Origin of the sequence: Arthrobacter sp. 2RAF22, from assembly GCF_052115325.1 — a bacterium.
Lineage (GTDB): Bacteria > Actinomycetota > Actinomycetes > Actinomycetales > Micrococcaceae > Arthrobacter.
In genome coordinates this window covers 80,720-100,263 of the sequence record NZ_JBFRGL010000010.1, presented here as the reverse complement: position 1 = coordinate 100,263, position 19,544 = coordinate 80,720, and the positions used below count along the sequence as shown (strand labels likewise).

Sequence of the window (19,544 nt, the reverse complement as noted above, 5' to 3'; positions counted from 1 at the left end):
CATGGCTCTCACAGTCACAGACCCCCGGCCGATCGAACGAGCCGAGGAGATCCTGACTCCCAAGGCGTTGGCCTTCGTGGAGGAACTGCACCGCCGTTTCGCGGGCACCCGCACCGAGCTCCTCGCGGCCCGCGTCGCCAAGCGCGAAGAAGTAGCCCGCACCGGCCGCCTCGACTTCCTGCCGGAAACCCAGGACATCCGCGACGGCGACTGGAAGGTCGCCGAAGCACCCGTGGCCCTGCAGGACCGCCGGGTCGAGATGACCGGCCCGGCCTCCCCGGCCAAGATGGCCATCAATGCCCTGAACTCCGGCGCCAAGGTATGGCTCGCCGACCTCGAGGACGCCAGCACCCCGACGTGGGCGAACGTCATCGACGCCATCCTGAACCTCCGCGACGCAGCCCAGGGCACCCTGAGCTACACCTCCCCGGAGGGCAAGGAATACCGGCTCCGCACGGACGCGCCGCTCGCCGTCGTCGTCGCCCGCCCCCGCGGCTGGCACATGGACGAACGGCACCTGCTGCTCGACGGCGAACCCACCGTGGGCGCGCTGGTGGACTTCGGCCTGCACTTCTTCCACGTCGCCAAGCAGCTCCTGCTCAACGGCCACGGCCCGTACTACTACCTGCCCAAGATGGAAAGCCACCTCGAGGCCCGGCTGTGGAACGACATCTTCGTCTTCGCCCAGGACTACCTCGGCATCCCGCAAGGCAGCGTCCGCGCCACCATGCTGATCGAAACCATCCCGGCCGCGTTCGAAATGGACGAGTTCCTCTACGAACTGCGCGACCACGCGTCCGGCCTGAACGCCGGTCGTTGGGACTACCTGTTCAGCATCGTGAAGTACTTCCGCGACGCCGGCGAGTCCTTCATCCTGCCGGACCGCGCGTCCGTGGTCATGACGGCCCCGTTCATGCGCGCCTATACGGAACTGCTGGTCAAGACCTGCCACAAGCGCGGCGCCTTCGCCATGGGCGGCATGGCTGCTGTCATCCCGAACCGCCGCGAACCCGAAGTCACAGCCCAGGCCTTCGAGAAGGTCCGCGCGGACAAGACCCGCGAGGCGAACGACGGTTTCGATGGTTCCTGGGTGGCCCACCCGGACCTCGTCTCCACGTGCCGCGAAGTGTTCGACTCCGTGCTCGGCGACAAGCCGAACCAGCTGGACAAGCAGCGCCCGGAGGTCTCCGTGACCGCCGATCAGCTGCTGGACATCTCCTCCGCCGGTGGCCACGTGACCGAGGCGGGGCTTCGCTTGAACCTCTACGTCGCCGTCGCGTACACCGCGGTGTGGCTTTCGGGCAGCGGCGCCGTTGCCATCCACAACCTCATGGAAGACGCCGCCACGGCGGAAATCTCCCGTTCCCAGGTGTGGCAGCAGATCCGCAACAAGTCGGTCCTGGCCGACACCGGCAACACGGTCACCCGCGAGCTGGTCACCCGGATCCTCGGCGAAGAGACCGACCGCCTGCGCAGCGAGGTCGACGCCGAGTCCTTCGAGAAGTTCTACGAGCCGGCGAGCCGCCTGATCGCGGACATCTGTCTCTCCGAGGACTACACGGACTTCCTCACCACTCCCGCCTACGAGCTGGTGTAGGAATGGCCGCATCCTCCTTCTCTGCGGCCGATTTCGCCGCCATCGACTCCCAACTTGCCGCCACCGACCAGCTGCTGGAGCGCAATTACCCCGGCGACGACGGCACCCGCCAGCCCGTGCACACGGTGTACGTCCCGGCGGACCGTTTCACGCCGTCGCTGTCGGCGGAATGGGGCGCCCAGGCAATCACGACGGCGGAGGCCCACGGCGGTCTCGAAAGGCTCGGTACGTTGCTGGGCCAGGAGCCCGAACTGGCTGCCGCCGTCGCCACCCGTGTGGCTGCCAAGTTGCGCAGTGAACCGATCGAGGACTTGCGCCTCGACTTCGAGGACGGCTACGGCGACCGGGGCGACGAAGCAGAAGACGTCGCGGCCGTAGCGGCTGCCCAGGCTGTCAGCGAAGCCGTTGCCGCGGGGTCCGCGCCGCCGTTCATCGGCATCCGGTTCAAGTGTTTCGAGGCCCCCACCCGGGCACGTGGCCTGAAGACCCTGGACCTGTTCGTCTCCACTTTGGCCTCGGCCGGAGAACTGCCCGAGGGACTCATCCTGACCCTGCCGAAGGTCACCACGGTGGCCCAGGTGCAGGCCATGGACTTCGCGGTCTCCCGACTGGAGGAGATCCACACGCTCCCGGCGGGCCAGCTCCGTTTCGAGGTCCAGGTGGAGACGCCGCAACTGATCCTCGGCCCGGAGGGGACCTCTCCCGTGGCCCAGCTTCCGCACGCAGTTCCGGGCCGGATCAGCGCATTGCATTACGGCACCTACGACTACTCGGCTTCGTTGCAGATCTCCGCGGAGTACCAGTCCATGGAGCACCCGGTGGCCGATTTCGCCAAGGAAGTCATGCAGTTGGCCGTTGCGGGAACGGGCATCCGGCTCTCCGACGGCTCCACCAACATCATCCCGGTGGGCGACAACGTGGAAAACGCGTGGAAGCTGCACGGCCGCTTGGTCCGCCGCTCCCTTGAACGCGGCTACTACCAGGGCTGGGACCTGCACGCTGCCCAGTTGCCGAGCCGTTTCGCCGCGACGTATGCCTTCTACCGCGAGGGCCTGCCGGCCGCCCCGGCCCGCCTGCGCAACTACGTGGAGCGCACCGAAGGCGGCGTCATGGACGAACCCGCCACCGCCCGGGCCCTGGCCGCTTTCGTCCTGCGCGGCGTCCAGTGTGGAGCGGTGGGTTCCGAAGAAGTGCTGGCGCTTGCCGGCGTCGAACTCCCCCGGCTGACTGCACTGGCGCATCCGCGGCTCGCACACACCACCTCCGAGTAAGGATCCAATGATGGGCAAGTACTACTATCCCCAGGGCGGCCTGCCGCCGCAGACCCACCTCACCACCGAACGCGCAATCGTCACGGAGGCCTACACGGTCATCCCCAAGGGCGTGCTGACCGACATCGTAACCAGCAACCTGCCGGGCTTCTCGAACACGCGTTCCTGGATCATTGCCCGCCCTATCTCCGGATTCGCCACCACGTTTTCCCAGCTGATCGTTGAGATCGGCCCGGGTGGGGGCGCTCCCAAGGCCGAGTTCGAGGCCGGCGTCGAAGGCGTCGTCTTTGTCACCAAGGGCAAGGTCAACCTGACCCTCGACGGCGAACTGCACCAGCTCGAGGAGGGCGGCTACGCCTACCTCGCTGCCGGTTCCAACTGGGGCCTTGAGAACGTCTCGGACGACATCGTCTCCTTCCACTGGATCCGCAAAGCCTACGAGCGCCTTGAGGGCTATGAAGCCAAGTCCTTCGTCACGAGCGACGACGAAGTTGAGGCCGGGGAAATGCCGGACGTCAACGGCGTCTGGGCAACCACACGCTTCGCGGACCCCAACGACCTGGCCCACGACATGCACGTGAACATCGTGACGTTCCAGCCCGGCGGGGTCATCCCATTCCCGGAAACCCACGTCATGGAACACGGCCTGTACGTCCTGGAGGGCAAGGGCATGTACCTGCTCAACAATGACTGGGTCGAAGTGGAGGCGGGAGACTTCATGTGGCTGCGCGCCTTCTGCCCGCAGGCCTGCTACGCCGGCGGCCCGGGTCCGTTCCGCTACCTGCTGTACAAGGACGTCAACCGTCAGGTCAAGCTGACCTAGGCCTTCGGGCCACCCCAACTGACTCGCAGTTAATGTCGTTATGAGCGCTCATAACGACACCTACTGCGAGTCAGTTGGGTTTGGGGGCGCGCCCGCGTTTTCGGCGTTGACCCCCTCGCTTCCGAAGAGGACGATCGAAACTACGGGGGCAAGGGCGCCTGGCCCGTTGCCCCGCAGCGTAGCTTCAGGAGGCAGCCATGGAGGCGGCGCGGGCCTCTCGGACTTCCCGCGTATCCCGGACTTCGCGGCGAGCGCGGATGGCCGTCGTCCTGGCTCTGATCCTGGCGTCCGGTTCATGCACCTACCCTCTGACGGCTGAACCCCCGGCGAGTAGCTCGTCGACCGATTCCCAAGGGGCAGTACCCGAATCCCCCGTTGCGGATTTCTTCGCGCATGAAATGCTCAACCGGGGTGCGCCGGCCGTCGTCGTCCAGATCAAAGTCCGGGGCCGGGAATGGTCCCAGGCCTACGGCAGCCAAGACGTCGAGACCGGCGAACCGGTGGCCGTGACCGACCGGATCCAGGCCGGCGGCATCACCCAGTCCATGGTGGCGGTCTCGGTGCTCAAGCTGGTCCAGGAAGGAAAGCTGGGCCTCGAGGACCCTGTCACTCAGTACTTCCCGGAATTCGGGCAGCTCGTCCATCCGCCGGGCCCCGTCACAGTCCGCTCCCTGTTGAACCACAGCTCCGGCCTGCCCGACGCGCCTGTTGCCATCCTGGATGCCATGCCGACCAAGCGGGCCATCGACACGAGGTTCAGCATCGAGGACTACCTCCGCATGGCCGGGACCGTGCCGTGGACGCACGCGAACTTCCAGCTGTTCCGCTTCTCGGATGCGAACTACTTCGCCCTGGCCGCGATAGTGCAGAAGCTCCGCGGCCGGCCGATCGGCGATGTCCTGAAGTCAGATATCTTCGTGCCGCTGGGAATGAGCCACACCTCGCTGGCATCCGAACCTGACCGGGATGCGCGCGACATGATCCAGAGCTATGAATTCATCGACGGCGAGCGCGTCAACGCCTCGCAGCCGGAGTATCTCGTCGGTTCCCCCGCAGAGGGCGTCATCTCCACGGTGGGCGATATCAACACGTTCTACGCAGCGCTCATGCAGGGCAGGCTACTCACGGCGAGCACCCTCCGCGACATGCAAACCCTATGGCAGGAGAACCACGGACTCGGGCTGCAGCGGTGGAATGACGAATGCACGAACGGCTTCTACTACGGCTACGGCGGCAGCACCTGGTTTGCGAGCATCGCGTTGTCCACGAGCGACGGGAGCCGCCAGATAGCCATGAGCTTCGCCTATCCATCCGACACGGACAAACACATTGAATCGACGGATGGCAGCGGCCAAGCGGAGTTCGAGCAGCTCCGGCAGGTGGCCATCGCCACGATGAACGGGCTGTGCTGAGTCACGACGCATCCTGCTAGGGTCTGTGCATGGATGAAAAATTGGGGAAATTCATCGAGGACTTCGGAACACTGACAAGGCTCTCCCAGCTTGGCTTTGACCATGGCGACGACGGCGAACAACTTCTACCGGCACTGACCGGGCACCTCGCGGTTCCCGCCCATGAACTGTCCGTCGTGACGGAGGAGATCCCGCAGCACCGTCTGGTGGATGTGGACATCGTGATGGAAGGGATGGCCGGCCGCGACCCCGAGCGGCGGCTGGTAGGAATCGGCGGCGGCGATCAGCGCCACCACATGTCCTTCAGCGACATGTTGCAGCAATCCCGCAGCTACCCGAGGTTTCCCCTCAGCCAGCCGGACTACAGCAACTTGGCCACCGGTCCGGACCAACAGCGCCAGGCCGTTGCGCTGGGGCTCTGGCTCTTCAGCTACGCCGGATCACCCATAGCGGTCCTCCAACGTGGTGCCAAGATCGAGCGTGGCCGGCAGACTGCGTCGCTCGAAGTCCTGGCCACCCACCCTGCCGTCGCGTCGAGGTTCCTGGCCGAGGTACGGCGCGAAATGGAGCACAAGAGCGTTTTCAGAGGCCAAGTCATCTCGCTCTCCGCCAGCGACTACGGGCCGGGCATCAGCGGAGTGACCTTCATCCGGCGGCCGCAGCTTGCCAGCAGTGACGTGGTCCTTCCGGACGGGCTCCTCAGCAAGGTGGAGAGCCACACCCTTGGCATCGCACGGCAAGCGGACATCCTTGCGGCACACGGTCAGCATCTCAAACGCGGCCTCCTACTCTATGGAGCGCCCGGGACGGGCAAGACGCACACGGTCCGGTACCTGCTGAGCCAAAGCGAAGGTACGACGGCGGTACTCCTCTCGGGCGGCTCACTCGCCAGAATTTCCGAGGCGGCCAAGATCGCGCGGGCCTTGGCGCCGTCCATCGTGGTGTTGGAGGATTGCGATCTGATCGCCGAGGACCGCAGCTTCGGCCACGGGCCCAAACCGTTGCTCTTCGAGGTACTCGACGCCATGGACGGGCTGGACAACGACGCCGACGTCGCGTTCGTTCTGACCACCAACCGGGTGGAACTTTTGGAACGGGCCCTCGCCCAGCGGCCAGGACGCGTGGACCTGGCAGTGGAAATCCCGCTTCCGTCCAAGCACGAGCGGGTGGAACTTCTGCGGCTGTATTCCAACGGAATCGCGTTCTCCCCCTCGGCGATCGAAGCCGCGGCAGGCCGGACCGCCGGCACCACGGCGTCGTTCGCGAAGGAGCTGATCCGACGCTCGGTGGTCGCCGCCGCGCTGGCAGACGAGACTCCCGGAGACCCGCACCTGGGCACCGCGGTGGGACAGCTCATGGCCGACGGCGAGGCCCTGACCCGTAGCCTGCTCGGAAGCAACGGGAGCGCGGAGTAACCACGTTGTCGATCGTGAGCACTGTCCTTGGCGCCAGGGCCAATCCGGCGACAGGAATCACTCAGGCCGGAGACTTCTCCTGTTCGGGTTCCTGGTCGGCGGGCGTCCACGTGAGCTTGACCGTGGCTCCGTCGTTGTTCTCGTCGATCCTCAAGCGCAGTTCCTCGCCATAGAGGAACTCGTGTTCAAAATGCCGTCCGTCAATGCGCGCCGCATCCAGGAGCTTTGTCATCGCCGTTGCCATCGCCCGGCCCCAGTCATGCGGATTCTTGCTGGACGCGTCTTCAAGGGCTGAATAGCTGACCATAGATCAATTGTTCTCCGGCTCGCGACGTTCTGCCAGACCTCGGTCCGGTCCGGACACTAGCCGGAAGCAGTTTCCGGCTTCCTCCGGTGGCCGCAACTCTTATGATGCACTCCTCGGGCCCGGCTGCAGGCTAAGTCCCGCTGCGGCCATGTCCGCCGCGAGTACACCGGTGAGTTTGGCGTGCCCGGCAGCGTTCAGGTGGACGCCGTCCACCAAGTCCCCGGCAACCTGGTATTTGCTGATCCAGTCCCCGACGCTAAAGAACGGAGCACCGGCCTTGGCCGCAATATTGCCCAGCAACGCGTCAACCTCGGTGCGGCGCCCCCCGCCCGCGTTGGCACCCCTGGCAAGGGTTCCGATCATCACGAGCTTCGCCTGCGGGTACCTCTTTTTGAGGGCGGCGAGGAGCCTGTTGGCGTTGGCCGTGATCTGCTCGTCGCTGGCGTTGTGGGAGGCATCGTTGCCTCCACCTTCGACAACGATCAGCGGCGGCGTCCCGTAGGGCAGGACCCAGTCTCCGCGCTGCAGCGCGTCGATATAGTTTCCGCTGCTGCTCGTCGCGGCGACGTATCCTGTACCGCCCCGGGCCACGGAGTACACCTTGTAACCAAGCGAGCCCAAAGCCCCCCGCGGCCATGAGCCCAGGGGCTCAGACTGGGAGTCCCCGATGAGGACGGCGGTGTGCCGGACGTCCGCGAGGATGATTTCGTTCCGGTTGTTGCTGGGGTTCTTGTACAAGGACCCCACGGGAAGCTTTGACGGATCTTGTCCGGACTCAGGTTTCTTGGGACTTTGGCCCGCTGCGGCTGGACTACCCGAGGGTGCAACGGGTGCCGCTGTCTGCCTGCCGCTGGATGAGTCGCCCGGTTCAGCAGGCGCCTGCGAACAGCCTGCCAAAAGTACTCCGGCGGCGATCACGGCTGCGGCGGAGCGGAATATGCGAGATTTGTGCATCGGCCTGTCCCGGGCTTGCTTTCTGTTCGTATTAGCGCTGTAAAAGCAACTTTCCATTGCTCATAGACCGGTGGCGGAACGAGCCGACAGCCTGCCTACGTCGGAGTCTATTGGATCGGGACGGGGAAGGTCACGGCGAGGTGGGAATTATCCTCGCCGGATGGCCGGTGTGGAAGAATTTCATTTCGCACCCCCATCATTCCGACGCACAGATAGGAACCACGTGCACGCACCGGCGCCCGAGCCGGACACCCGCTCCGTCCCCGATGTCCGTTCGCGGCGATCATGGACGGAAAGACTGCGCTCAGCGCAGCTCACGTTGGGATTTGTCATCGTTTTCTGGGGATTGGGAGCGCTGACCTCCAGCCTCGCCACGGGGCCGGACGCTCAATTGCGGCTCAATTTCGCACTGACGCCTCGCTCCGTACCTGATCACTGGTGGGCCGCGGCGACGTCCGCCTTCTGGGCCAGGGACCTGACGGGCTATGTGCTGGAAACTGCTTTGGTGCTGTTGCTGGGCCTCCCGCTGGAACGCCGGATGGGACAGCGGGCGTACGCAATCGCTGCGGTCTCCAGCCAGATTCTGGGCGTTGGCATTGCCCTGGGATTCCTTGCCTTGGCCCAAGGCTTGCTCGGTAACTGGACAGCCGAGATAGGCAGCCACCTCTTCGTGGGTCCGAGTGCGTTCATCATCGGTACCGCCATGGCGGGTACTGCGTCCATGGCAACCCTGTGGAGGCGCCGGATCCGGCTTGTCGTCTTCGCCTTGTTGCTCCTCCTGGCCCTCTACAGCGGAGGGTTTGCAGACTTGGTCAGGCTCGGCGCCGCAACCGCGGGCACGGTTCTCGGGCCCCTGCTCATGGGCCGCCGGCCGAGGTTTGCACGCCCGGTCAGTTCCCGGCACGAAGGCCGGGTGCTCCTTTCGCTTCTCCTTGCCGCATCGGCGATCGGTCCGGTAGTCGCCGGCCTCATCCCGCATGCGGTGGGGCCGTTGTCCATCCTGCGTTTCCTGTTCACCAACATCCAGCCTGTCGATCCCCAAGCACTCCAGAACGTCTGCTCCGATCCGGCGCAAGCGAAGGACTGTGCGGTCGCGCAGTTGCAATTACGTGCCGGGGCCGGTGGGATCTTCATGGCCATCCTTCCGTCCTTCCTCTTGCTGCTGCTTGCGGAGGGCCTGCGCCGCGGACGGCGCTTTGCCTGGGTGGGGACCCTTTTGATCCAGGTGGGGCTTTCCGTTCTCGCCGGAATCGCACTCGCCGGAGTCTTGCAGCAGACTACTTCAGACACCGGCGCCAGCGAGGGGATTGTCGCAATCGAAGGATCGGCTTCCTCGCAGCCGTTCACTTTTGCCCTGCCGCTGCTCCTGCCCCTTGCGCTGACCATCATTCTGCTCGCGACCCGGCGCTTGTTTCATGTCCAGGCCCCGAAGGGGACCTACCGACGCCTCGCGGTGCGTGTACTTGCGATGGCTGCCGTGCTCAGTGCCGTCTATGTCGGCGCCGGCCTCTTGCTCGCCCAGGACTTCTCCCCCGTTCCGGGACTACCGGAACTACTGGCGGATGTCCCGGACCGCTTCCTTCCGCTGGGCTTCGTCCTGGATGTTCCCCCGGCGATCTTCCCCCAAGGCACGGCCGCCGTTCTCGTGTACGAGGGCGTCGGCGTCGTCTTTTGGGCGGTCGCCGGTGTCCTGATCTTCAGGACCTTCCTCCACCAGGCCCACACCCGGCACGACGCCAGTACGGAGCGTGCCCGGAAAGTCATCAAGACGTGGGAGGGAAGCTCACTGTCCTGGATGACCACGTGGCCGGGAAACATGTACTGGTTCTCCCCTTCCGGGCTGTCCTTTGTTGCCTACCGCGTGAGCACGGGGGTCGCCCTCACGCTCGGCGGCCCGGTGGGACCCACCTCCGAGAAAACCGCCGTCTTCGAAGAGTTTGCCCGTTATTGCAGGGGCAACGGGTGGACGCCATGTTTCTACTCGGTGCCCCAAGAGTTGCGCGACCATGCGGATTCCGCCGGATGGAGCTCTGCGCAGGTAGCCCAGGAAACGGTCCTGCCATTGCATTCGGTCTCCTTCAAGGGAAAGAAGTTCCAGGACATCCGTACGGCGTTGAACAACGCATCGAAGGCGGGCATCCGCTACGAATGGACGAGCTACGCCTCGGCTCCCTTCTCGGTCCAGGTCCAGATCGAGGAAATCTCCGAAGAATGGGTGGCAGACAGGAACATGCCCGAAATGGGCTTTACCTTGGGCAGCCTCGACGAACTCGACGATCCGGAGGTGCGCTGCCTCCTTGCAATCGACAAACGCCACACGGTCCACGCAGTCACCTCTTGGCTGCCTGTATACCGCAACGGTCACATCGTCGGCTGGACCCTCGATTTCATGCGTCGCCGTAGCGGCGGCTTCCGGGCCAGCATCGAATTCCTCATCGCGTCCGCGGCCCTCAGCCTCAAGGATGAAGGATGCGAATTCGTGAGCCTCTCCGGTGCGCCCCTGGCTCGGGCCGAAGAGGACCCTTCCGAGATGCCTCGCCCGAAGCCGCGATCCCGCCCTCCCGGCAACCTCGACCGCCTGCTCGACTGGTTGGGGGCGACATTGGAACCGGTCTACGGATTCCGGTCCCTCTTGGCATTCAAAGCAAAATTCCGGCCGCGATACGAGCCGCTCTACATGCTCTACCCCGACGCCGCTTCCCTGCCTGCCGTTGGGACCGCAGTGGCACGGGCCTACCTGCCAACGCTCAATCTCGGAGCGGGCCTGGCCTTGGCAGGCCGGATCTTCCGATGGCCCAAGCGCTCCGGAACGTCAGGGCGAAACCGCTCCTGAGGCCGACGACGGCTCTTGCGCCTCTGCCGAAGCGCCCGACGCCGGGACCCCGCCGATCGGGACATTGCTGTGGTGCGCTTTGCCGTGGTGAAGTTGCAAGGCGCTGAGCACCAAACCGAAATGGCTGAAGGCCTGGGGAGTATTGCCAAGTTGCCGGCCCGCGTGTGCGTCCCATTCTTCGCTCAACAGGCCCACGTCATTGCGCAGGGCCAGGAGCCTCTCGAAGAGGGCTGTCGCCTCTGCCCGGCGCCCGGCGCCCAAGAGTGCGTCCACCATCCAGAAGGAACACGCAAGGAAGACGCCCTCCCCGCCCGGCAGTCCGTCGTTGCTGTCTTGCGGGCGGTAGCGCAGCACAAAGCCGTCTTCGGTCAGCTCACGCTGGATGGCGTCAATGGTGCCTATCACGCGCGGATCGTCGTGCGGCAGGAAGCCCACCTTGGGGATGAGGAGAAGGCTCGCGTCCAGCTCCTTGCTCCCGTAGGACTGGACGAACGTGTTGCGCTCCGCGTCGAATCCGTGGGTCATGACTTCGTCGTGGATGGTGTCCCGCAAAGCCTCCCAGCGATCCAGCGGACCGGGCATCCCGGCTTCACGGATTCCGCGGACCATGCGGTCCGCCGCAACCCAGGCCATCACCTTTGAATGCACGAAGTGGCGCCGCGGGCCGCGTACTTCCCAGAGCCCGTTGTCCGGCTTGTCCCACGTGCTCTCAAGGTGGCGCATGAGGGCGGTCTGGATGGCCCAGGACTCATCGCCGACGGTCATCAGCGATGCCCGGGTCAGGGACAGGCAGTCCAGGACTTCTCCCCAGACGTCCAGCTGGAGCTGCTCCGCTGCCGCATTCCCGATGCGCACCGGCTTGGAACCCTGGTATCCGGAAAGCCACGTCAGCTCCGACTCGGGCAACCGCCGGCGACCGTGCAGGCTGTACATGATCTGGAGGTCGGCCGGGTCGCCTGCCACTGCGCGGAGTAGCCAATCCCGCCACGCGCTGGCCTCCTCGGTGTAGCCCGCGGCCAGGAAGGCTTGAAGGGTCAGCGTGGCATCACGCAGCCAGCAATAGCGGTAGTCCCAGTTCCGCGGTCCGCCGATCTGTTCGGGGAGCGAAGTAGTGGCGGCGGCAACGATGCCCCCGGTTGGCGCATAGGTGAGGGCCTTCAGCGTGATCAAGGAACGCTGGACGGCTTTCCGGTAAGGCCCCCGGACGTTGCAACGCTTGGACCAATCCGTCCAGAATGCCGAGGTGTCTTCGAGGGCGATATCCGCCTCGACGGTGCGGGGCCGCCGTTCGTGGCTGGGCGCCCACGTCAGGACGAAGGGCACGTGGTCACCCGCGTTCACGGTGAACTCGCTGACCGTGGTGAAGTCCTTGCCTACCAACGGCGCAGGGGTCTTGAGGTAGACGGAGTCCGGACCGGCAACCGCGCGGAGGCCGTGCCTGTCGCGGCGGACCCAGGGCACCACGTGCCCATAGTCGAACCTCAGGATCAGTTCCCCGCGCATCTTGACCGTCCCGCGGATCCCTTCCACCACGCGCACGATGTCCGCGACGGCGTCGCGCGGCGGCATGAAGTCGATGACCCGGACGTGCCCTTCTTTGGTTTCCCACTCTGTTTCCAGGATGAGGGTCCCGTCCCGGTACTGGCGGCGCGTGCAAATTCCCCCGGCTTCAGGTGCCAGGAGCCAACGCCCCGCCTGGGGGGAATCCAGGAGCGCGGCGAAGCACGCCGGCGAATCGAAGCGCGGGAGGCACAGCCAGTCTATGGAGCCCGCCGTGCTGACCAGGGCTGCGGTGTGCAGGTCCCCGATCATCGCATAGTCTTCGATTCTTTGGCCGGTAGGCGGTTGACCGTTCACTGTCCCTTTCCTAGTGCTGATTCAATGGCGGCTATGGCCTTGGCCGTGATCTCTTCCCGCCGGCCGGAGCCATCGACGGCGAGGACTATCCCACGCTCGGAGTACCGCTCGACCACCGCCTGTGTCTCGTTGCGGTAGAGCTCCAGGCGACGCCGGATCACCGGTGCTGTGTCATCGCTTCGGCCCTGCACCTGTGCCCTGCGGAGCATCCGCGCGACGAGCTCGTCGTCGTCGACCGCCAGTTCGACGACGGCATCCAGCTGCTGCCGGTTGCCGGCCAGAATGCCGTCCAAAGCCTCGATCTGCGCCGTGGTGCGGGGATATCCGTCAAGGAGAAATCCTGCCAGGACGTCGGTGTTGCCAAGCCTCTGGCGGATCATGGCGTTGGTGACGTGATCCGGCACGAATTCGCCGCTGTCCATGTACTTGCTGGCCTCGGCTCCGAGTTCCGTCTTGCCGCCGACGTGCGCGCGGAAGATGTCTCCCGTGGAAATGGCAGGTATGCCGAAATGACCGGCGATGTGCTCAGCCTGGGTACCTTTGCCCGAGCCAGGAGGGCCCATGATGATCAATCGCGTCATGATACTGTCCCGTTCGTGAAGCGGTTTGCGTGCCCCGGCATTGTGGCTCGAGCTTAGCAACTGTGGAGCGCTCGCGGCAGGGCCAAGGCAGCCTGCTTCAGACCGTCGCGGGGTCGGTGTTGGCACCGCACAGGATCACGGCCACCCGTTCCCCTGCTGCCGGAACATACGCTCCGGAGTTCACGGCCGCGAAAGCGGCGGCTGCGCCATGTTCCACGACAATCCGGTACTGCTCCCAGAGCAGTGAGCGCGCCGCGGCGATGTCGTCGTCGGACACCAGGACCGTCCGGACGCCTGTGCGGACGGCCACCTCGAAACCGATCCTGCCGATCTGCCGGGCACCCAGGGAATCCGCGGCGATCCCGGAGACGGCCACATCAACAGGTTCCCCTGCAGCGAGGGCCGAATAGAGGGTGGGAGCGTTGTCCGGCTCGACTCCGACAACCCTGGCGTGACCTTCGACGGCGGCCGCGATTCCTGCCATGAGCCCGCCGCCTCCAACGGCCACTACAACGGTGTCCACCTCTCCCAGCTGTTCCAGCAGCTCCGAGCCGACAGTGCCGGCGCCGGCGGCGATTTCTGCTTGGTCGTAGGCATGGCAGTAGACGGCGCCGGTTTCCGCGGCGTAGTCCAGGGCGGCCTCAAACGCTTCGGCGTATTCGCTGCCGCGCTGGACCACCGAGGCTCCGCTGGCCTTGAGCTTCTTGACCTTCACGGCAGGTGCGGTTTCGGGGACAAAAACGGTTGCGGGCACTCCGAGTTGCGCCGCGGCGTAGGCATTCGCAAGCCCTGCGTTGCCTCCCGAGGCGACGACGATTCCAACATTGTCCTTCAGCTCGCCGCGCTCCCGGGCGGCAAGCACGCGGTTGAAGGCACCCCTCGCCTTGAACGTCCCGGTGTGCTGCATGAACTCGCATTTGAACCACAATTGCCCTGGCACCGTCCCGGCATCCGCCTCGAAAACGGGCGTGCGGCGGACCCTCCCCGCAATCCGGGCGGCAGCTTCATCGACGTCGACGCGTGTGATCATGGTAGGTCCTCGTTCCGTGCAGTCAGATCCTGGGCAGGCGCTAGCCTCAGGCTATCGCTTACCGGGCCCACGCTTAGAGGGACTCGACGTCGGCCGTTCCGAGCTGTTGCCGGCGGGCCCGGCGGTTCCGCAGCCAACGGCGGGCAAGGTCCACTGCGGCCCAGATTCCGGCGAGGGGAGACAGCACGACCACGCCGTAGATGAAGATCATCCACGTCAGGATGGCCAAGGGCTGCTGCGCTCCGCTCAACCAGGAGAGGCCGCCGAGCAAGCCGATTGTCCAGAACAAAACCACTCCCACGAGCACTGCTCCCGCCGGAAAATACTCGCTCCTCACAACAGCCATCAGCGTCTCCACCGGCTGCCACCTGCCTTCCATCACCGCGCCCGAATAACTTCAGTATGCATCCGGAAAAACGCCGGACACGGCCAGCGCGCGGGCGAAGTGACGAACATAACCAAGGGGGGCGTGTCGCCACGGATTCGGGAGCCTATGTGACGGGTGGAATGGCGGCGTAATCTGAAAAGACGCACGGTTGATAGCTGGAAAAATGGCTCGGAAAAACAACCCGAAAAATGGTTTGGCCAGGGTCCTGCGAAGGATCTTCGGATTCTTCCTGGTGAGTGCTGTTTGTGGCGTCTTGGCCGCCGGGCTAGTAGTCCCCGGCGTGGCGTCGGCCGGGATGGCTGTCAGTGGTTCGATCCAGTACTTCGACAACCTCCCGGGTGATCTGGTGGTCAATTCGCCGTCGCAGTCCACCAAAGTGCTCAGCGCAGACGGAAAGACGATCGCCACCTTTTATGCGGAGAACCGTGTCCGGGTCAGCCTGGACCAGATGTCGCCGTACATCAAGGAAGCGATTGTAGCCGTCGAGGACAACCGCTTCTACGAGCACGGCGGCATCGATCCCCAGGGGATCCTCAGGGCATTGGCCTCGAATTTCACCAAGGGTACCAACGAGGGTGCGTCGACCCTGACCCAGCAGTACGTGACCAACGTACTCAACGAGTCCCGTTTGGCGGCAGGCCAGACCGGGCAAGTGGTGCTGAGCGGCCAGAAAACCCTGGGTGACAAGGTGCGGGAGATGAAACTCGCCGTCGAACTCGAGAAGAAGTTCACGAAGGACCAGATCCTGGAGGGCTACCTCAATATCGTGTTCTTCAACCGGGACGCGTACGGCATCGAAGCCGCGGCGGAGCATTTCTTCAGCGTTTCCGCGAAGGACCTGAGCCTTCCGCAGGCGGCCCTGCTCGCCGGCCTGGTCAACAGCCCCAGCTACTACGACCCGTCCGTCCATCCGGACAACTCCATCAAACGGCGCAACCTGGTGCTGGCCGATATGCTCGCCCAGCACAAGATCCAGCAGGCAGCCTACGCGGCCGCGGTGGCCACTCCCCTCAAGCTCAACATCACGCCGGGGAAGCAGGGCTGCGCGGCTGCGGACATGGCAGTGTACTTCTGCGACTATATCTCCCACCTGATCCTCAACGACCCTGCATACGGTGCCACCGTGGCTGACCGGGAAGAGCTCCTGTATCGCGGCGGCCTGACGATCAGCACCACCTTGGACAGCCGCTTGCAGGCGGTGGCCCAGCAGCAGGTCGATGCCACGGCAGGAGCGAACCCGGACAAATGGGGCGCCTCCCTGGTCTCGGTGCAGCCCGGCACGGGAAAGATCCTGGCCATGGCACAGAACACGGTGTTCCTGGCCGAGCCCGGCAAATTCGATACCCAACTCAACTTCAACGTTGATTCCGTTGACGCCAACGGCAATGACCTCAACGGAGCCGGGGGCTTCCAGCCAGGTTCCGCAATGAAGCCATTCACTTTCACGGAGTGGCTCAACGAGGGCAAGTCCTTGACCACGGTGGTGGACGCGTCGCGGAGGGTCTATCCGCTCGGATTCCCTTGGAGGGACAGCTGCGGGAAGGTACTCGGCGGCTACAGCACGGCCCAGAAAATCGCGGGCCTTGGCACGGCTGACGATCTCCGCAACAACGACGAGGGCTACTACCGCCCGATGCCCGTCAACTACGGGCTCTACAACTCCATCAACACCGCAACTTTTGCCGAGGCGAGCCAACTGGACTTCTGCGGCATCCAGAAAGTGGTGGATGCGGTGGGTCTCCACAGTGGCGTGGACACTGCACCCGTGAACATGCACCAATTGGGCAATCTCCTCGGCGGCACCGAGGTGTCCCCACTCGTGATGGCCGATGCCTTTGCCACTTTCGCCAATGACGGCACGTACTGCGGGCCGATCGCGATTGTGGGCATCACGGATCCATCCGGCGGGAAGCTGCCGGCCCAAGCCAGTTCCTGCCGCCCGGCCATCAAGCCCGACGTTGCCCGCGGCGTCAACTCGGTTCTCCAAGACGTCCTGAAACGGGGATCCGGTATCTACATTCAACCGAAAGTCCAGGCCTTGTTCCCTACCGCGGCAAAAACGGGAACGAACAACAGCAATGGCTCTACTTGGGTGGTCGGATACACCACCGGGCTCGCGACGGCGTCCTTCTTCGGCGACACGATGGCAGGACAGAGCCGGGCCGGACAGAACGTCACCATCAACGGCAAGTTCTACACCGCCATCGACGGTTACATGCTGGCAGGGCCGCAATGGGCCAACTACATGACGCAGGTCGCCGGGCTGTATCCGGCAACAGCCTTCCCGGTGCCACCTGCGTCCATGGTCGGGACGCCCACGCCGAGTCCTTCACCCTGAGTTTCAGAATTCCTGTCCAGTAGCACGGATCGTCACTTCGGAGACGTCGACGCCGGGTGGCTGGTCACTCACGAATCGAGCCTTGCACGTAGCGGTACAAGGCTTGACGGGTGGTCATGCCTGTCTTCTTCAGCGCCCTCGAGATGTGGTTCTCGACCGTGCGCAGGCTAATCGCGAGCCGGGCAGAAATCTCGATGTTTGTTTGACTACCGGCAAGTATTGCGACTTCGGTCTCCCGGACCGACAAGGTCGCCGACAGTTCATGACCAATATTGAGGCTGAGGTGTTCGCCTGCCATCGGAAACCTGCCGTCGAAAAGCCGTTCTGCCTGCTGCATAGCAGCAGCCGCCGTCCTGACCCGTTCCAAAAGACGACGCTTGGATGCGCCTTTGAGCAGCAACCGGACAGCGTGCAGATCAGCATCCGGCCGGTATTTGTCCAAGAGGACCTTGAGCAGCCCGTGGTCATCGTCTACCACTGCTTCGGCTATGGCCAAAAACTGGTTGTGGGATGTGACCTTCGAGTTCCGAAAGACGTGTTCCGCCCTCTCAAGGACCTCACGGCTCGGAAGCAGGCACATGATGAAAACCGAAGTGTAGGCGGCTTCCGTGAGGAAGCCGCGATCCAATTGGGCGTCGATGAGGGTAATGGCACTCGCGTCAAACGACTGCGGATCGTCGTACCGCTGGGCAAGGAGGTCAAAAACGCCCTTGCCAGTCCCCGGAAGAGGGCCGATATCGGCTACATGCGTCCTCGCTTGGGCGCCCACCGAGGCAGGCTCTTTCTCTTCGTCCATCAAAGCCCGGAGTCCCACAAGTCGAAGCATGGCGTCATGCAGGGCACTCGCGAGGAATCCTGGGCGGCCGAGCGCGAACACGCTGCTCATCATCAGATCGGCATGCTGGCCGAACCCCGATTGTGTAAGAGCCAGCGCGGCCACGTAGCTGTTCGCGCTGAAGCCGAACCGGTCAAGGCCGCGGCGGGCCTCGATGCGTCTGTTCAGGGAGAACACCAAAGCCTCGTCTAAGCGCCCCGCGACAAGCAGGGCCAGTCCCCGGACGAATGGCTCGATGCCCGACGCCAAACCGAAATCATCAGTTGACTCCAGTGCCTTGAGTGCTGCCAGTCCATCGAAGCGGTAGACCTCCAATATGGCCCGTACCACGGTCAGGACCCCACTCTGCGGATGCGCGTTTCCGTAGCTGTCCAGGATCTCGCCCAGGTTTGCCGGCATTCGGTCATACGAGGCGGCGAGGAACAGGCCGAAACCCTCGGCCTCGGCCTCCTGCTGGGGACTGAGTGCAGCAAGTTCGGAGAGCATACCTTGAGCTGCTGCTACGTCATCACCGCGAGTGATTGCCCAGAGCGCCCGCGTCATAGTGAAGAAAAGGGAGTCCTCCGCTTTGCCGTTGACCATGACGGTGTGGGCAAAGACGTGTTCGATCCGCTCCGGGTCTATGGGTCCGCCCCAGTAGAACTTGAGGAACGCGGCCGAGTTGGCCATGCTTGGGTCCGCCTCCCACTGTTCGTAATGGGCTTCCTCCCGCACGCGCAGCTGTTCTTGGAAGTGACGGGCAGCCAGCGTGCCCCCCGCTCCTGATTCTTCCCTCAGCTGCCCGACGGCGGCAGCAACGGAGGGCGTCATGAATCGCCCATTCCCGGGGGCGGGCGCGAGCGCCTCGGCAACGTTTTCGATCCGTTTGACCAGTACCCGACGAGAGTACAAAACGTGATTATCACGAAAGTAATCAACCAGGAGGGGCGGATTTGAGGCCACGCAGAGCTCTCCGTCGATGTTTTCGGACACAGCGACCAGACCACGCCCTTCGAGCCTGTCGAGCATTGTTGTGGCAACGATCGAATGTAAGGAAGCCACCGACCGGGTGCCTAGCATCGACAATGCGTCCAGCGCGAGAAGCTCGTCGGGTTCGAGGCCTTGGAGGAGTGCTTCGGCCGTTCCGCGGAGATCCTCGTTCCAAAGGGTATGGCCGGTCATTCGCCACTCTCCCTCGCAGAGCGTTAGCAGCTTGTTGAGGACGCCGCTTTGGGCGATCCTTACCACCAACCTGGGGTTGCCCGCGGACTTCATCAGGATGTGGGCGGTGACATCGACGTCCGCGGGGGCAGAAAGTGTTTCGGCGATAAGCTGATTGACTTGGTCGTAGCGGAGTGATGGGAGCCGGACTTGTGCTTCCGGCCATCGTTCCGGGACGAGCACGGAGGTCCTCGGATAAATGGGCGAATCGTCCATCGACATGATCAGCGGCCTCTGGGACCGTCTTTGCGCGATGTCCAGGACAGCGAGGGACTCATTATCAAGCAGGTCGATATCGTCGACCACAATGATCCTTGGTCCGCGTTGCGAAAGTTGTTCGGCGAGAACGTCAGCCATGCCCAAAGGGCCCGTATGGCGCCCTCGCATATCCAGGCCAAGGGAAGCGATTCCGGCGAGCGGCGTCTGTTGGAGAAGGCGGGCTCCAAACAGGCTGTAAACCTCGGCGCCGGTCTTTTCCAGCTCCGTGATGATTTCGCGGATTGCAGTCGACCGCCCGCTTCCAGCGCGACCAACAATTCGCACGCTAACCCCACGTTTAGCAAAGCCTAGTGCCCGGCGTATTTCTTCCTGGAACACTGAAGACTCCTAACTCTCCGCCCACTACCATTTGAACCCGCGGCAAGTACTTCACCACGGATATCGAGACGAGTCCGGCCCGAACATTCAAACACGCTAAGGAGGC

At 64.1% G+C, this 19,544-nt stretch carries 14 protein-coding genes; 7 read left to right on the top strand and 7 right to left on the bottom strand.

Translation table 11 applies throughout. From position 1 onward, the window contains the following. Position 1: 1 nt before the first annotated feature. The 5 genes from aceB (at position 2) to AB4068_RS10095 (ending at position 6,518) form a co-directional block, all read left to right on the top strand. On the top strand, positions 2–1,597 hold the full coding sequence (aceB, locus tag AB4068_RS10115) for a malate synthase A (protein WP_306961862.1): 1,596 nt from the start codon (positions 2–4) through the stop codon (positions 1,595–1,597). 2 nt (positions 1,598–1,599) lie between these two features. Then, the gene (locus AB4068_RS10110) at positions 1,600–2,868 is read left to right on the top strand and encodes a DUF6986 family protein (protein WP_441433295.1); all 1,269 of its coding nucleotides are present in this window, start codon (positions 1,600–1,602) and stop codon (positions 2,866–2,868) included. A 10-nt stretch (positions 2,869–2,878) separates the two neighbouring features. Beyond that, positions 2,879–3,691, top strand: a complete 813-nt coding sequence (locus tag AB4068_RS10105) for a bifunctional allantoicase/(S)-ureidoglycine aminohydrolase (protein ID WP_284753733.1) — start codon at positions 2,879–2,881, stop codon at positions 3,689–3,691. 257 nt (positions 3,692–3,948) lie between these two features. Beyond that, complete coding sequence (locus AB4068_RS10100) at positions 3,949–5,103, top strand: serine hydrolase domain-containing protein (protein ID WP_441433294.1); 1,155 nt, start codon at positions 3,949–3,951, stop codon at positions 5,101–5,103. Positions 5,104–5,132: 29 nt separating this feature from the next. Beyond that, complete coding sequence (locus AB4068_RS10095) at positions 5,133–6,518, top strand: AAA family ATPase (RefSeq protein ID WP_441433293.1); 1,386 nt, start codon at positions 5,133–5,135, stop codon at positions 6,516–6,518. A gap of 61 nt (positions 6,519–6,579) precedes the next feature. On the opposite strand, the gene AB4068_RS10090 is transcribed toward AB4068_RS10095, so the two are convergent. Together AB4068_RS10090 and AB4068_RS10085 are read right to left on the bottom strand one after the other, a co-directional pair. Then, the gene (locus AB4068_RS10090; RefSeq protein WP_059389455.1) at positions 6,580–6,825 is read right to left on the bottom strand and encodes a hypothetical protein; all 246 of its coding nucleotides are present in this window, start codon (positions 6,823–6,825) and stop codon (positions 6,580–6,582) included. 99 nt (positions 6,826–6,924) lie between these two features. After that, entirely contained in the window at positions 6,925–7,572 is a 648-nt protein-coding gene (locus AB4068_RS10085) for an SGNH/GDSL hydrolase family protein (RefSeq protein ID WP_441433292.1), read from the bottom strand. Positions 7,573–8,002: 430 nt separating this feature from the next. Between AB4068_RS10085 and AB4068_RS10080 the strand changes: the two genes are divergently transcribed. Next, the gene (locus tag AB4068_RS10080; protein WP_441433291.1) at positions 8,003–10,612 is read left to right on the top strand and encodes a bifunctional lysylphosphatidylglycerol flippase/synthetase MprF; all 2,610 of its coding nucleotides are present in this window, start codon (positions 8,003–8,005) and stop codon (positions 10,610–10,612) included. On the opposite strand, the gene AB4068_RS10075 is transcribed toward AB4068_RS10080, so the two are convergent. From AB4068_RS10075 to AB4068_RS10060, 4 genes are all read right to left on the bottom strand, one after another. Beyond that, positions 10,592–12,424, bottom strand: a complete 1,833-nt coding sequence (locus AB4068_RS10075) for a glycoside hydrolase family 15 protein (RefSeq protein WP_307053946.1) — start codon at positions 12,422–12,424, stop codon at positions 10,592–10,594. The genes AB4068_RS10080 and AB4068_RS10075 overlap by 21 nt on opposite strands. 41 nt (positions 12,425–12,465) lie before the next feature. After that, the gene (locus AB4068_RS10070; protein ID WP_332602997.1) at positions 12,466–13,050 is read right to left on the bottom strand and encodes an adenylate kinase; all 585 of its coding nucleotides are present in this window, start codon (positions 13,048–13,050) and stop codon (positions 12,466–12,468) included. 97 nt (positions 13,051–13,147) lie between these two features. Beyond that, positions 13,148–14,080 (bottom strand): threonine/serine dehydratase, encoded by a 933-nt coding sequence (locus AB4068_RS10065; RefSeq protein WP_284989942.1) that lies wholly within the window; start codon positions 14,078–14,080, stop codon positions 13,148–13,150. 73 nt (positions 14,081–14,153) lie between these two features. Continuing rightward, positions 14,154–14,426, bottom strand: coding sequence for a hypothetical protein (locus AB4068_RS10060; protein WP_441433290.1), 273 nt, complete (start codon positions 14,424–14,426; stop codon positions 14,154–14,156). Between the two features lie 205 nt (positions 14,427–14,631). Between AB4068_RS10060 and AB4068_RS10055 the strand changes: the two genes are divergently transcribed. Then, a complete protein-coding gene (locus tag AB4068_RS10055) occupies positions 14,632–16,806 on the top strand; it encodes a transglycosylase domain-containing protein (RefSeq protein ID WP_306961877.1) in 2,175 nt (724 codons plus the stop codon). A gap of 64 nt (positions 16,807–16,870) precedes the next feature. On the opposite strand, the gene AB4068_RS10050 is transcribed toward AB4068_RS10055, so the two are convergent. Further along, a complete protein-coding gene (locus AB4068_RS10050) occupies positions 16,871–19,384 on the bottom strand; it encodes a LuxR C-terminal-related transcriptional regulator (protein ID WP_441433289.1) in 2,514 nt (837 codons plus the stop codon). Positions 19,385–19,544: the final 160 nt, after the last annotated feature.